General features: G+C 59.0%; 11 protein-coding genes. 5 read left to right on the forward strand and 6 right to left on the reverse strand.

Annotated elements, in window-relative coordinates:
- Nucleotides 1–34: 34 nt before the first annotated feature.
- The 3 genes from ACR0DX_RS08665 to pepN all read right to left on the reverse strand — a co-directional run bounded on the left by ACR0DX_RS08665 (nt 35) and on the right by pepN (nt 4,395).
- Nucleotides 35–1,285 carry a hypothetical protein gene (locus ACR0DX_RS08665; protein WP_480845793.1) on the reverse strand — a complete coding sequence of 417 codons (1,251 nt, stop codon included), beginning with the start codon at nt 1,283–1,285 and terminating at the stop codon, nt 35–37.
- A gap of 132 nt (nt 1,286–1,417) precedes the next feature.
- A complete protein-coding gene (locus tag ACR0DX_RS08670) occupies nt 1,418–1,846 on the reverse strand; it encodes a hypothetical protein (protein WP_170352581.1) in 429 nt (142 codons plus the stop codon).
- On the reverse strand, nt 1,843–4,395 hold the full coding sequence (pepN, locus tag ACR0DX_RS08675; RefSeq protein ID WP_170352582.1) for an aminopeptidase N: 2,553 nt from the start codon (nt 4,393–4,395) through the stop codon (nt 1,843–1,845). The genes ACR0DX_RS08670 and pepN overlap by 4 nt, the downstream gene beginning before the upstream one ends.
- Before the next feature lie 205 nt (nt 4,396–4,600).
- Here pepN and ACR0DX_RS08680 point away from each other — a divergent pair, with 205 nt between their 5' ends.
- From ACR0DX_RS08680 to ACR0DX_RS08690, 3 genes are all read left to right on the forward strand, one after another.
- Nucleotides 4,601–6,736 carry a malate synthase G gene (locus tag ACR0DX_RS08680; protein WP_480845795.1) on the forward strand — a complete coding sequence of 712 codons (2,136 nt, stop codon included), beginning with the start codon at nt 4,601–4,603 and terminating at the stop codon, nt 6,734–6,736.
- An 81-nt stretch (nt 6,737–6,817) separates the two neighbouring features.
- Complete coding sequence (locus tag ACR0DX_RS08685; RefSeq protein WP_170352584.1) at nt 6,818–7,243, forward strand: GlcG/HbpS family heme-binding protein; 426 nt, start codon at nt 6,818–6,820, stop codon at nt 7,241–7,243.
- 198 nt (nt 7,244–7,441) lie between these two features.
- Nucleotides 7,442–8,221 (forward strand): gamma-glutamyl-gamma-aminobutyrate hydrolase family protein, encoded by a 780-nt coding sequence (locus tag ACR0DX_RS08690; protein WP_170352585.1) that lies wholly within the window; start codon nt 7,442–7,444, stop codon nt 8,219–8,221.
- Nucleotides 8,222–8,269: 48 nt separating this feature from the next.
- On the opposite strand, the gene ACR0DX_RS08695 is transcribed toward ACR0DX_RS08690, so the two are convergent.
- Both ACR0DX_RS08695 and ACR0DX_RS08700 read right to left on the reverse strand, forming a co-directional pair.
- The gene (locus ACR0DX_RS08695; protein WP_480845798.1) at nt 8,270–10,510 is read right to left on the reverse strand and encodes a xanthine dehydrogenase family protein molybdopterin-binding subunit; all 2,241 of its coding nucleotides are present in this window, start codon (nt 10,508–10,510) and stop codon (nt 8,270–8,272) included.
- Between the two features lie 3 nt (nt 10,511–10,513).
- Nucleotides 10,514–10,978: a (2Fe-2S)-binding protein gene (locus tag ACR0DX_RS08700; protein ID WP_170352587.1), complete on the reverse strand. Its 465-nt coding sequence runs from the start codon at nt 10,976–10,978 to the stop codon at nt 10,514–10,516.
- An 88-nt stretch (nt 10,979–11,066) separates the two neighbouring features.
- Here ACR0DX_RS08700 and ACR0DX_RS08705 point away from each other — a divergent pair, with 88 nt between their 5' ends.
- Entirely contained in the window at nt 11,067–11,660 is a 594-nt protein-coding gene (locus ACR0DX_RS08705) for a TetR/AcrR family transcriptional regulator (RefSeq protein WP_170527522.1), read from the forward strand.
- On the opposite strand, the gene kynU is transcribed toward ACR0DX_RS08705, so the two are convergent.
- Nucleotides 11,653–12,846 (reverse strand): kynureninase, encoded by a 1,194-nt coding sequence (gene kynU / locus ACR0DX_RS08710; RefSeq protein ID WP_170352589.1) that lies wholly within the window; start codon nt 12,844–12,846, stop codon nt 11,653–11,655. The two genes, ACR0DX_RS08705 and kynU, sit on opposite strands and share 8 nt — an antisense overlap.
- A 171-nt stretch (nt 12,847–13,017) precedes the next feature.
- Between kynU and ACR0DX_RS08715 the strand changes: the two genes are divergently transcribed.
- Nucleotides 13,018–13,467 (forward strand): methyltransferase family protein, encoded by a 450-nt coding sequence (locus tag ACR0DX_RS08715; RefSeq protein WP_170352590.1) that lies wholly within the window; start codon nt 13,018–13,020, stop codon nt 13,465–13,467.
- The last annotated feature ends 222 nt before the right edge of the window (nt 13,468–13,689 follow it).

The following is a 13,689-nucleotide window of genomic DNA, read 5'->3' on the forward strand; positions in this document are numbered from 1 at the left end:
TTAGGCCCGGCGCGCCAAAGGGGCAAGGGGGAATTCAGTGGCTGGAGAGGTGTAGGCCTGTTGAGGTGAAGGTCACATCCATACCGTTGCGCAGTTCTTCGCTAAACAGGTTGCCAATCGCCCGCAGCGCGTCGCGGTGACCGCGTGCAGCAAACCGTTCAGTCGAGTTGACGCGCGCCGCGTTGTTGAAGCCGTTGGCCGCATGTGCCCAGATCAGCGGGTGCAATTCGGTCAGGTGATCGCGGATCAACCAGTTTGCGGCCTCGTGGATTTGTGCGCGAACAGCGTCCGCTTTTTCATTCCGGCCAATCCCACGCTTGATCGTGATCGCGCAGTATGCCGCCAGCATATTTACCATTTCTTGATCGGGGCGGTTGCTCAGAATGTCATGAAGGCCCTGCAGGAAGTATTCGACATCCAGCCGCGCACAGGCTTCGTCATCCAACACGATCGCGTCGAACTGCGCCCAAGTGTAACCACCTGCGCCCCAGATATCATGAGTTCTGGCGGCGTTGCGCAGGGCTTGGACCTCAAGCTCTTCGTAGCTGCCGAACCGGCGCGGCAGCAGATGCGTGCCCATAGCGCGCATATGGCGTTGGTTATGAGGATCCAGCGTAATCAGGCGTTCGTATTTGTCGGCCACACGAACATGCGTCTTACGCTGTCCGGCCAGCAGAGCACAATCGGCCGCTGCAACCAAAGGGCTGTCCGGCGCGGCCTCACGGCATTTCGGAAGGATCGCGGCGGCGCGGTCGAAATGAGCTGCGCAACGCGACTGATGCAAAGAGGGCAACTTGTCTTCCGTGGCCGTCCCGCGCCATGCCCACGCGATGTCGATATGGGCCAAAGCAACGACGAGAGCGATCATCGCATCGTCCGCGTTGTCGCGCATTTCGTCTTCTAACTCCGAAATACCACCCAGCAGGTCGTAGTCGCGCACTTCTTTCAGGTCCGACAGGGCGTGCTCGACGGCCAAAACCACGTCCGCACGAGCACCAAACGCCAGTAGATCGGCGACCGGCATTCCATCTGATCCCGACTCGCGCGCATCGTCGGCCGCCTTCATCTGCCGAGACAACTCGGACCACATTCCCTGTCGGGCCAGATGGCGTCCGCGTTCAATCGCATCACGACCTGCGATGTCCTCGGAACGCGCATCAACGACAGGAATATTCACTTGGCCACGCTGCGGAAACACCGCAGACACATCTGGCGCCAGACACAACTCCGGGTGGATTTGGGGGACAGATGCGCTGGGCGCGTTGGACTTGAAGAACCGCAACATGGTGAAACTCGGTAACTGTAAAAACTGGTAACGTTGGACTTAATCTTTCTCCTGATTTTGCTCAAATTCAAGATTCAGGGGTCGTTTAGCGCTAAATTCGTGAACAATCCAGGTTGAGTATCCGGATTACCGCTAGAATACAGTAAAATGATGCCGTTCAACCCGTAGCCCGGTGGCCTGCAGAACCTGCTGAAACACGCGGTGCGGAGGGGTAGATTCATCAGGCAGGCGAATCTTTTTCTCGGAATTCAGGACCAGCGATACACGCACTGAGAAATCCCAGCGCGTGTCCATTCGAACGTGGTCAATATCGGCAAGATTGACCTCGGCCTTGCGCGGTCCGGTGAACCAGCTCAACGTATCCTTCCCCACCGACAATCCGGCTTTGGTACCCTGCACAAAGTCCCAAACAGCGGGTAGAGTGGTCAGGGCCAGCGGAGCGATCAGCCACCATACCGCGTCAAACCACACGACCAGAGCGATCAACGCGCTGTAGATGCAGAGCAGGATCGCCAAAACGCGCGGCGTTCTGTTCTTCCGGGTGAACGTGTAAGGCGTCATGCGTCCAGGATGCGTGACACCATTTCGGTCGTGTCCCGCGACAGGTTGGGCGTCTCCGCGATGCGGGTTAACTTTGCGCGCATCAAGGCCTGACGATTGGTGTCATAGCGTTTCCACGTCTGGAAGGCCGAACACATCCGTGCCGTGGTTTGCGGGTTCACCGGGTCCAGTTTGATCAACCAGTCCGCCAGCAGGGCATAGCCCGCGCCATCGGCCCGGTGGAACCCGGCATGGTTCATCGCAAGCGCACCCATGACGGCGCGGAAGCGGTTGGGGTTTTTCCAGTTGAAATCCGGATGCTCGGTCAGGTTGCGCGCGACATCCGCCGTCGCATCCGGTGCGGCCATCGAGACTTGCAGGCCGAACCACTTGTCCATCACCAACCGGTCGTGTTGCCATTGATCATAGAATGCGGCCAGTTCGGCCTGTCCCTTGCTTGCGCGCAGAAGGCAGGACAGGGCGGTCAGTTGCAGGGTCATGTTGTCGGCCGTCTTGTATTCCTCGGTAGCCTTGGCGCCTCCGTCCAGTCGCGAGGTCAGTGCAAGGGCGGCCCCACCCAGCGCGCGTTTACCTGATTGATCGGCATCCGGGTTGTACGGAGCATCAATCACGGTCTCGCTGTGCAAGCGCGGCAGCAGGTCTTGTACGTGCTGTGCAGTGACCTGCCGCAGCGTCTCGACGGCGGTCCAGATCGCCATCGGATAAGGCGTTTCGCCATTCTCGTGTAAGGCAGCCGCCAATTCCGATTGCGTCGGCAGGCCCAGCATCAGTGCGCGGTAGGCCGGGTCCAAGTCACCATCGCGCAGCACAGCAAGAAGGCCATCCAGATAGTCCGCATCGGGAGCCGCGTCTGACTGGATCATGTTCAGCAGCGTCTCTTCAGCCAGCGAACGCCCGGCTTGCCATCGGTTGAACGCGTCCGTGTCATGGGCCAGCAAAAAGGCGCGCTCTGCGTTGCTTTGATCCTGTTCCAGGATAACCGGGGCCGAGAAATCCCGCAGGACCGAGGCCGTTGGTTTGGCCGCCAGCCCGGTGAAGGTAAAGCTTTGGCTGGCCTCGGTCAGTTCCAGCACCTCTGTTGTGCGGACCTCATCGCCATTGGGGCCCAGAAGACCAACGGCAACCGGGATCACCTGCGGCAGCTTTTCGTCCTGACCCGGCGTGGGTTCGGTGCGCTGCGACAGGGTCAGGGTGTAGGTGCCGTCTGCCCATACTTCGGCCACCGTCACGCGCGGAGTGCCGGATTGGCTGTACCAGCGTTTGAACTGACTCAGATCGCGGCTCGTCGTATCCTCGAATACCTTGATCCAGTCTTCGATCGTGCAGGCTTGCCCGTCATGGCGGTCGAAATACAAATCCAGCGCGTTGGTATAGGCTTCATCGCCTACCAGCCGTTTCAGCATACCGATAATTTCTGCACCTTTCTCATAAACGGTGGCGGTGTAGAAATTGTTGATCTCTTGAAAGCTTTCGGGTCGCACCGGGTGAGACAACGGCCCGTTATCCTCGGGGAATTGCCGTGCGCGCAGGTCGATGGCGTCGTGGATGCGTTTCACCGGGGCCGAGCGCATGTCTGACGTGAACTGCGCATCGCGGAACACCGTCAGACCCTCTTTCAGGCACAGTTGAAACCAGTCGCGGCAGGTGATGCGGTTGCCGGTCCAGTTGTGGAAATACTCATGCGCGATGATCGCCTCGATCCGCTCAAAGTTCATATCGGTCGAGGTCTCGGGGCTGGCCAACACGGCGGAGGAGTTGAAGATGTTCAGCCCCTTATTTTCCATCGCGCCCATGTTGAAGTCATCGACAGCCACGATGTTGAACACGTCCAGATCGTATTCACGGCCATAGACGTCCTCGTCCCATTTCATCGACTTTTTCAGCGCCTCCATGCCAAAGGCGCATTTGCCCTCGTCACCGGGGCGGACCCAGAGGTTCAACTCGACGTCGCGCCCGGACATGGTGGTGAACTGGCCGGGATGGGCAATTAATTCGCCCGCGACAAGCGCGAATAGGTAGGCAGGCTTGGGCCACGGGTCGGTCCATTCGGCCCAGCCTTCGCCTTTGCCGCTTGGGTTGCCGTTGGACAGCAGTACTGGCAGATCGCCATTGATGCGCACGGTGAAGGTGGACATCACATCAGGGCGGTCGGGGTAGTAGGTGATCTTGCGGAACCCTTCCGCCTCGCACTGGGTGCAATACATGCCGTTCGACATATAAAGCCCCTCAAGCGCGGTGTTGTTGCCGGGGTCAATCTCAACCTCGGCCTCCCATATGAAGGGCGCGTCGGGGGCGGGGGCGGTCAGGCCTTTGTCGGTCACCTCGGGCGTGATCTGCACCCCGTCAATGGAGGCGCGGATCAGGGTCAGCTCTTCGCCGTGCAAGAAGAATGTGCGGTCCGCGGCATCTGGGTTGGGGCGGAAAGCAATGCGCGATGTTACGCGGGTGGCGTGCGCTGCCAGATCGAAGGTTAGATGCACGCTGTCCACAAGATAGCCAAAGGGCGTGTAGTCTTTGAGATAGATCGTCGTAGGGGCAGCGTCGCGCATCTGGGCCTCGCATCGGTTGGAGTTTGAGGCGACGTTATGGTCTGTGGCAATGGGCTGCAAGCGGTGTCGGGGCCCAACCAAAAGCTGGTCACGAAATTTTGGTAAGTTTTTTTTACCGAAATTGTTGCGGCACGTTGCCTATCGGAAACTTTCACTCTAAATGCTGGCTGCACACAGTGGTGCACAAAAAGGCGGGAGGAACACTATGACCAGCAGACAGACACGCAGCGGGCTTCAAGTTGATACGGTTCTGGCCGAGTTCATCGAAGACAAGGCGCTGCCTGGCACCGGTGTTACGGCCGATGCGTTCTGGGATGGTCTGTCGCGGATGGTGTCCGAGCTGGGCCCAAAAAACCGCGACTTTCTTGCCAAGCGTGAAAAGATGCAAAGCCAGCTGGACGCATGGCATCTGGACCGCAAAGGTCAGGACCACGACGCCAGCGCCTATCAAGCATTCCTGCGCGAGATCGGCTATCTGGTCGAAGAGGGTGACGATTTCCAGATCGAAACCGCCAATGTCGATCCCGAGATCGCCTCGACACCCGGCCCGCAGCTGGTTGTGCCGATCACCAATGCCCGTTTTGCACTGAACGCCGCCAACGCACGTTGGGGCAGCTTGTACGATGCGCTGTATGGCACGGACGCGATGGGCGATCTGCCAGCCGCCGGAGGGTACGACGAGGCGCGTGGTGCCCGTGTGATTGCATGGGCCAAAGGTTTTCTGGACGATGCTGTACCGCTGGCTGCAGGCTCGTGGGCCGATGTGTCCCATCTGCGGGTCGAAGGCGGTGCGCTGGTACCTGCGCTTGCCGAAGCTGCGGCATTTGTTGGCTTTGGCGGTGAGGCTGAGAAGCCTGATTTCGTTCTGCTTAAGAATAACGGGCTGCATGTGAAAATCGTTGTCGATGCCTCTAGCAACATCGGCGCGACCGACCCGGCTGGGATTGCTGATGTTCATCTGGAATCGGCGCTGTCCACGATCATGGACTGCGAGGACTCGGTGGCCTGTGTGGATGGCGAAGATAAGGTCGTGGCCTATAGCAATTGGCTGGGCCTGATGAAAGGCGATCTGGCCGAAGAAGTGACCAAGGGCGGCACCACCTTCACCCGGAAACTGGCTGACGATCTGACCTATACCACCGCAGGCGGCGAACAGGATGTGCTGAAAGGCCGCTCGCTGATGCTGATCCGCAATGTGGGCCATCTGATGACCAACCCCGCCGTTCTGGATGGTGAAGGCAATGAGATCGGTGAGGGCCTGATGGATGCGCTCTGCACCACGCTGATTGCGATGCATGATCTGCAGCGTGAAGGTGGGAATTCGGTCAAAGACTCGGTCTATGTGGTCAAGCCCAAGATGCACGGGCCAGCCGAAGTCGCTTTCTCGGTCGAGATTTTCGACATGGTCGAGGACATCCTTGGCCTGCCGCGCAACACTGTCAAGCTGGGCATCATGGATGAGGAACGCCGCACTTCGTCCAACCTGAAAGAATGCATCCGCGCCGCGAAATCGCGCGTGGCCTTTATCAACACCGGTTTCCTTGATCGGACCGGGGATGAGATCCATACCTCGATCGAAGCAGGTCCGATGCTGCCCAAGGGGGACATGAAAGTGACGCCTTGGATTACATCGTATGAGGATCGCAATGTCGATATCGGTCTGGCCTGTGGTCTGAAAGGCAAGGCGCAGATCGGCAAAGGCATGTGGGCGATGCCCGACCGGATGGGCGATATGCTGGATCAGAAGATCGGCCACCCAAAATCTGGCGCGACTTGCGCGTGGGTGCCGTCGCCGACCGCTGCAACTCTGCACGCCACGCATTACCACAAGGTTGACGTTTTGGCCCGTCAGGACGAACTGGCCGCAAGTGGCGCGCGCGGAACGCTGGACGATCTGCTGACCGTGCCGCTGCTGGGTGGCCGCAACCTGAGCGAGGACGAGATCACCCGCGAGATCGAGAACAACGCGCAGGGCATTCTGGGCTATGTTGTGCGCTGGATTGATCAGGGTGTGGGCTGTTCGAAAGTGCCGGATTTGAACGATATCGGTCTGATGGAAGACCGCGCAACCTGCCGGATTTCGTCGCAGGCGCTGGCCAACTGGCTGCTCCATGACGTGGTGAGCGAAGAACAGGTGATGGCGGCGATGCAGAAGATGGCCGCCGTGGTGGATCGCCAGAACGAAGGCGACCCAAGCTATCGCCCGATGGCCCCCGGCTTTGATGGTGTGGCGTTCCAAGCGGCCTGCGATCTGGTTTTCAAAGGCAGGGTTCAGCCTTCGGGTTACACCGAGCCGGTTCTGCACACGCGCCGCTTGGAGCTGAAGGCTAGCCTGGGGTGAATGAATGGGGTTGGAACGAGGGGGCTGTCTGCCCCTCCCGCTCCCCCGAGGATATTTTTGGCCAGATGAAAGGGATCAGGCATGGCTGTTACATTGCGTAAGGCGCGCACGATTGTGCGCAAGGCTTTGGAAAAGGGCCGCGAATTGGAGCTGAAACCTCTGTCAGTTGTTGTTCTGGACGCCGGTGGTCATGTGATCGCCTTTGAGCGCGAAGACGGTGCCGCGCCCGGTCGTTTTGCGATTGCGCAGGGAAAAGCCTATGGGGCGGTCATGCTGGGTATGGCAGGCACCGCGCAGATGGCCCGGGCCGAGGCGCAGGCGTACTTCATGGCCGCTGTGAACGGTGTATACGGCGGGCAGGTTGTGCCTGTGCCGGGCGGCGTATTGTTGCGCGACAAGAAAGGGGCCGTGATCGGCGCTGTTGGCGTGACCGGCGACACCTCGGACAATGACGCGATCGCGGCGATGGCGGGGATCGAAGCTGCCAGCCTGATCGGCGAGATTTGATGAACCTGTCGAAGAGCCCCCGGGCCCTTCGACTTTCGGTGTTCGTGGAATGCCTCACAAATGGTCATTTGACTGTTTCTTGTTCCACTTGTGCATAAGTGAACAAGGGCCTGCGCTGCCACACAGGGGCTGTGCTATTGCGCGCTGCTGTGACGGCGGCTAGCTTTCCCGAAACGCAAAAACAACCGGGAAAGAAGAATGCCTCGACCTATTGTGGGTATTATCGGCAACTCATACTTGTTGGATGATCAATACCCGACCCATGCCGGTGGGACCATGAATTCGGACGCGGTTGCGAACGTGTCAGGCTGTTTGCCGATGCTAATTCCGGCTGATCCCCGCTACGTTTCAGTGGAAGAATTGCTGGACGTCTGTGACGGCTTTTTGCTGACCGGCGCGCGCCCGAATGTGCACCCCGAGGAATATGGTGAGTGCGCAACCGATGCGCATGGCGATTTTGATCGGGCGCGGGATGCGATCGCACTGCCGTTGGTGCGGGCCTGTGTCGAAAGGGGCCAGCCGTTCTTTGGCATTTGCCGCGGGTTTCAAGAGGTCAACGTGGCGATGGGTGGAACACTTTATCCCGAAATTCGCGATCTTCCGGGGCGGATGAACCATCGCATGCCACCGGATGGGACGTTGGAAGAAAAGTTTGCGCTGCGCCATATCGTGACACTGTCCGAAGGTGGCGTATTTCACCGTTTGATGGATGCGACCGAAGTCATGACGAATACTCTGCACGGGCAGGGGATCAAGACGGTCGGGCATCGGGTTGTGGTAGATGGCCACGCGCCGGATGGCACGCCAGAAGCGATCTATATAAAGGACGCCCCGGGTTTTACGCTTTCGGTGCAATGGCACCCGGAATGGGATGCCGAGAACGATCCGGTCTCGCGCCCGCTGTTCAAAGCGTTCGGAGAAGCTGTTCATGCATGGTCTGCTGGCTCTAAGGCCGCAACGCTGCAGCAATCGGCATAGAAGGCGTGCGCCGGTCCAGGAGAGAAGAACCAGACCGGCGCATCGCGATCAAACCAGCAAATCGAACTGATTGATCAGTGGCAGGGTGCGTGCGCGCTCGCCCGTTAGGTCGAACAAAGCGTTTCCAAGTGCAGGCATTGACGGAGGTGTGCCAGGCTCACCCACGCCTCCCAGGCGTGGGTTGGTTTCGAGGATACGTACCTCGGTCACCGGAGCGTTGTGCATGCGCAGCGCGTCGTAGTCGGGGAAGTTGAATTGCTCTACTTCTCCGTCCGCAAACGTGATTTCACCCATAACGGCGGCCGACAAGCCATACATCATTCCACCGAACATCTGCGCCTCGACCGTGCCCGGATCCAAAGCGATGCCCACGTCGCAGGCGATCCACGCTTTAGCGATGCGAATGGTGCCGTCCTCGTCAACCACTTCGATGACCTGAGCAACCGGCGTGCCAAAGCTGTAGGTCATGGCGACGCCCCGTCCGACACCGTCTGGGGTTTCTCCGGTCCAGCCGGACATCTCTTTCACGGCTTGCAGAACACCTGCAGCTGGGGCGAATTCGGCCTTGGCCAGCTCCAGCCGAAACTCCAGCGGGTCACGACCTGCGGCATGGGCCATTTCGTCCATGAAAGTTTCGTGGAAGAACCCGTTATGGCTGTTGCCGACCGAGCGCCAGAATCCAACGGGTACGTCCAGATCGGCAATGTGACCGCTGATGCGGTAGTTCGGCACGGCGTAGGGCTGGTTGAACAACCCCTCGACAAGAACCTTGTCGGGGCCGCCGCCCGGCAGGCCAGTGTAGCGTTCAACTGCTTGTTGCGTGCTGGATTGCGACGCCACCTTACCGTCGATCAGAACGGCAGTGCCATCCTTGACCGCTCCGCGCATCCGGGCGATTGCACCGGGGCGGTAGTAATCGTGACGCATATCCTCTTCCCGGCTCCAGGTCGTCTGAACCGGAACACTGGGTACCGCCATCGCAACTTTGGTGGCGATTTCTGCAAAGTCCAGTTCACCACGGCGACCGAAACCGCCCCCTAGATAGGTGGTATGAATATCGACCGCCTCGGTATCCAGATTGGCTGTATTCGCGGCGCGGATCTGGATCAATGTCGGTGCCTGGTTGCCACACCACAGGTCTAGCTTGGTGCCAGTGAACAGGGCCGTGGCGTTCATCGGCTCCATTGTGGCGTGGGCCAGGTACGGCACTTTGTATTCCGCCGAGATTTCTGTCGCGCCGTCGGGCAAAACGTCCACGTCGCCATCATCGCGCATGGTCGAGTTTGGCGAGTCGTCAAACGCTTCGGCAATCTTGGCAAACAGGCCGTCGGTTTCGGGGGGGTAGGGGGCGTCACCCCAGTCGATGTCGATGGCTTCGACCGCCTGTATGGCAAGCCAGGTGTTGCTTGCGACCACCGCGACACCGTTGCCCAGATTGACGATCTTTTCGACGCCGGGCATGGATTCGGCTGAACTGGAGTCATATCCCTTCATTGTGCCGCCCAGCTTCGGGTTCATTCGAACGGAAGCGAACTTCAAACCCTCGGGTCGCACGTCGATGCCGAACTCAGCTGTGCCGGTGGATTTCTCTACCACGTCGACACGGGGTAGGTTCTGACCCAATAGGCGCCAGGTCGATGGGTCGCGCAATGCAACGTTGGGCGGTTCGATCTGACCGGCGGCTTTGGCGAGCTCGGGATAAGAAATGCGCGTGCCATCCGGCGCGATCACTGCGCCACGTTCGGTTTTCAATTGTGCCCGATCCACGCCCAGCCGATCAGCGGCGACCTGCTTAAGCGTCTCACGCGCGGTGGCACCGGCTTCACGCATCCGCTCGAACCCGTCTTTCATAGAGGTCGAGCCACCTGTGACTTGAAGACTCAGCGGTTTGCCAAGCACGCCAAGGGCCTCGCCCAGGTTGTGCTGGAACTCGCTGGCGTCATAGCCCTTATTAGGCAGCCCCTCGGCCATGAGTGCCGAGTTGTAATAGGCAGCAGCCGCAGGGCCGTGCAACACGCGGATGTCGTCGATCTCAACATCAAGCTCTTCGGCAATGAGTGCGGCCCACGTGGTCATAACGCCCTGTCCCATCTCGGCACGCGGAGCAAACAGGGTTACTCCCTGCTGGTCTATCAGGACAAAGGGGCTAAGGGCGGTCTCTCCTTTGTCGGGTCGCAGCGGGTTCGCGGCCGGACGCGTGACGTAATAAGCGCCAAAGGCGACACCGCCGACAACGGCGGCCGAGCCGACAAGGAACGTACGACGGAGGATTTTTCCAACAGACGCCATGGTTTATGCCTCCTTCAGTTTGGAGGCCGCGTCATGGATCGCAGCCCGGATGCGCGGGTAAGTGCCGCAACGGCAAAGGTTTCCTTGCATTGCGTCATCAATATCGGCGTCCGTCGGCGTTGGATTTTCGGCCAGCAGCGCCGCGGCCTGCATGATTTGACCTGACTGACAATAGCCGCATTGCGCAACCTGATGATCGACCCATGCCTGCTGGATCTTGGCCATAGCGGTTGGTGTTCCAAGTCCTTCGATCGTGGTGATGTCGCCCCACACATCTGACAACGCAACTTGGCAGGACCGAACAGCCTCGCCGTCAATGTGAACGGTACAAGCGCCGCACGCTGCAACGCCGCATCCGAACTTTGTGCCGGTTAGTCCAAGCTCATCTCGCAGGACCCACAAAAGAGGGACGTCTTCAGGCAGGTCGACCTGATGTGACGTTCCGTTGATCTTCAGATTGGTCGCCATTGCGCTTCCTCTTGCCTTGTAGCTGTCGTTACTTTCTGACATAGTTAGCTGAATATGTCAGATGGTCAACTGACAAAATGGGTAAAAAATGTCAAAAGCTACACTGGAAAATTATGTTTTGGATGATAAGTGCCTGACTATATTGGATTCGGCGCTTCAAGCCTTCTCGGCTTATGGGTTCAAAAAAACGTCAATGGATGACATCGCCAAAGGCGCGGGTATGTCCCGACCTGCCCTGTACCTGCATTTTCAAAACAAAGAGGCCATCCTGCGCCAACTGACACATTTGCACTACGAGCGTAAAACGGCCGCCGTTGCCGAAGCGCTGAATATGGAGGGATCAGTTTCGCAAATCATCGGAAATGCGATCCATGTGCAAACGGATGGCATGGCCGAGATCATGTCCTCGCCGCACGGGTTAGAGCTGCTGGATGCCAGCGTGTCCACTGCCGCCGATATCGTGACACAGGGTGAGGCGCAGTTGATGGCGCTTTATGCTGACTGGCTACGGCGCGAGGCAGAAAAGGGACGCGTGCGTTTGTTCGATGGGCCACGGGAAACGGCCAAGATGATTGCCTCAGCGCTGCGCGGGATAAAAACCTCGGCCAGCGATTATCAGGAATTCATCCGCTCAAACTCTAATCTTGCCACGGTTATTGGAGCGGGAATCGAGGTTACGTAACCCGCTGGCGCGTTTTGTACTCTGGCGTATCCCATAGTCGGTTCGTCATTATGTCGGCCAGAATTGTGACAGCGTTCTCAACGTCCTGCGCGTCTATATAGAGCGGGGTGAATCCGAACCTCATGATGTCAGGGGCCCGGAAATCTCCGATCACACCGCGTGCGATCAAGGCCTGCATGGCGGCATAGCCTTCGGCAAACCGGAAGGAAACCTGACTGCCACGTTGGGCCGGATCACGCGGGCTTGCCAAGGTCAGGTCGGGGCATGTGGCCTCGACCCGAGTGATGAACAGCTCGGTCAATTCGATGGACTTCGCGCGCACATCCGCCATATCGGCCAGGTCCCAGATATCCATCGCCGCTGACAGCGCCGTCATTTGGATGATCGGAGGAGTGCCGACGCGCATCCGCTCGATCCCGTTACCGGGGCGGTAGTCCAGATCGAATGCGAACGGGGCTTCGTGCCCCAGCCAGCCTGACAGGGCCGGGCGTACGCGATCCGTCAAACGGGGCGCGACATAAATGAATGCGGGCGCGCCGGGGCCGCCATTGAGATATTTATAAGTGCAGCCCACCGCGAAATCCGCATTGCAACCGGACAGGTCCACCGGAACTGCGCCGGCGGAATGGGCCAGATCCCAGACCGTCACAGTACCCTTTGTATGGGCCAGTTCGGTCAGTGACCTCATGTCGTGCATCCGGCCGGTGCGGTAATCGACCTCAGTCAGCAGCAAAACCGCTACGTCCTCGGTGATGTGTGCGGCGACATCTTCGGGGGCGACAACGCGCAACTCATAATCAGACCCAAGCGAGCGCAAAAGGCCGTCGACCATATACAGATCCGAGGGAAAGTTGCCGCTGTCTGACAACACTACCCTGCGATCCGGGCACAGCTCCAGCGCCGAGGCGACGGCCTGATACACCTTGATCGACAGCGTGTCGCCAGTCACGACACTGCCCGGTTCCGCTCCGATCAGCCGCCCGATGCGATCGCCCAGACCTGTCGGCAACCCCATCCAGCCGGCCTTGTTCCAGCCAGTGATCAGCATCTGACCCCACTCATCCTCTATCATGCGGGCCACGGTTTTCCCGGCGGCTTGGGGCAGGGGGCCCAGAGAATTCCCGTCCAGATAGATCACTCCGTCGGGTAGCTCGAAAAGGGCTTTTGTCGCGGCAAAGTCGGTCATCGCAGGGAGTGGCCTTGTGTTGAGAATGCGTCTTTTTCAATGGCGTAACCGATCCTGAATTCTCTGTCCATTGATGCGACATCCCGCGCTTTTGCGAATCTGGCCCTAAAACGGTACGAGGACACGCAGAAGCGACGTGCCTTTGCATGTCGTCCGCTGAGGAGGCTGCCAATGCGCTGGGTCGATATACCACCTGTCTGGCTTGTCGGGTTTGCATGTGTTGCCTGGCTCCAGGCGCGCCAATTCCCGATGGGGCTGTCCCTGGACAGCGGCCTGACTGACTTGCTGAGCGGCATTTTGATCGGCGGCGGCATCTTGCTGGCGGTTCTGGCTGTGGCCGAGTTTCGTCGTTTCAAGACAACAGTCATTCCGCACGAAACGCCCTCGTCTTTGGTGCAGTCGGGCATCTATTCACGCAGCCGAAATCCGATCTATCTGGGCGACGTGTTGATTCTGGCCGGTCTGGTTCTGCGGTTCGATGCAGTGCTGTCGCTGGCCCTGATTCCGATCTTCGTCTGGTTGCTGGAGCGGCGCTTTATCCTGCCGGAAGAAGATCGAATGCGGCGGAGTTTCCGCACTGATTTTGCCCGTTACGAACGCAAAACCCGCAGGTGGATTTAGAGTGGCCAAGGCAATGACACAGCGTCACGGATGCTGCGCTTGCGAAATAATGTTGCGTCAGCTACACAGCGTGCTTATCAAACATATCCGATGAACCGCTCGGACCGAGTGAAACTTAGGGGGACTGCCAGTGAAGCTAGGCACACCAAAGGAAATACTGGACGGTGAGAACCGGGTCGCGATGACGCCCGAGTCCGCTTTGCAGTTGCAGAAACTTGGCTA

The organism is Ruegeria sp. D3 (assembly GCF_056534465.1).

Bases quoted from the DNA above. Each gene is read 5' to 3' on its own strand.
- ACR0DX_RS08665 (WP_480845793.1), bottom strand. From the start codon at position 1,285: ATGTTGCGGTTCTTCAAGTCCAACGCGCCCAGCGCATCTGTCCCCCAA.
- ACR0DX_RS08670 (WP_170352581.1), bottom strand. From the start codon at position 1,846: ATGACGCCTTACACGTTCACCCGGAAGAACAGAACGCCGCGCGTTTTG.
- pepN (WP_170352582.1), bottom strand. From the start codon at position 4,395: ATGCGCGACGCTGCCCCTACGACGATCTATCTCAAAGACTACACGCCC.
- ACR0DX_RS08680 (WP_480845795.1), top strand. From the start codon at position 4,601: ATGACCAGCAGACAGACACGCAGCGGGCTTCAAGTTGATACGGTTCTG.
- ACR0DX_RS08685 (WP_170352584.1), top strand. From the start codon at position 6,818: ATGGCTGTTACATTGCGTAAGGCGCGCACGATTGTGCGCAAGGCTTTG.
- ACR0DX_RS08690 (WP_170352585.1), top strand. From the start codon at position 7,442: ATGCCTCGACCTATTGTGGGTATTATCGGCAACTCATACTTGTTGGAT.
- ACR0DX_RS08695 (WP_480845798.1), bottom strand. From the start codon at position 10,510: ATGGCGTCTGTTGGAAAAATCCTCCGTCGTACGTTCCTTGTCGGCTCG.
- ACR0DX_RS08700 (WP_170352587.1), bottom strand. From the start codon at position 10,978: ATGGCGACCAATCTGAAGATCAACGGAACGTCACATCAGGTCGACCTG.
- ACR0DX_RS08705 (WP_170527522.1), top strand. From the start codon at position 11,067: ATGTCAAAAGCTACACTGGAAAATTATGTTTTGGATGATAAGTGCCTG.
- kynU (WP_170352589.1), bottom strand. From the start codon at position 12,846: ATGACCGACTTTGCCGCGACAAAAGCCCTTTTCGAGCTACCCGACGGA.
- ACR0DX_RS08715 (WP_170352590.1), top strand. From the start codon at position 13,018: ATGCGCTGGGTCGATATACCACCTGTCTGGCTTGTCGGGTTTGCATGT.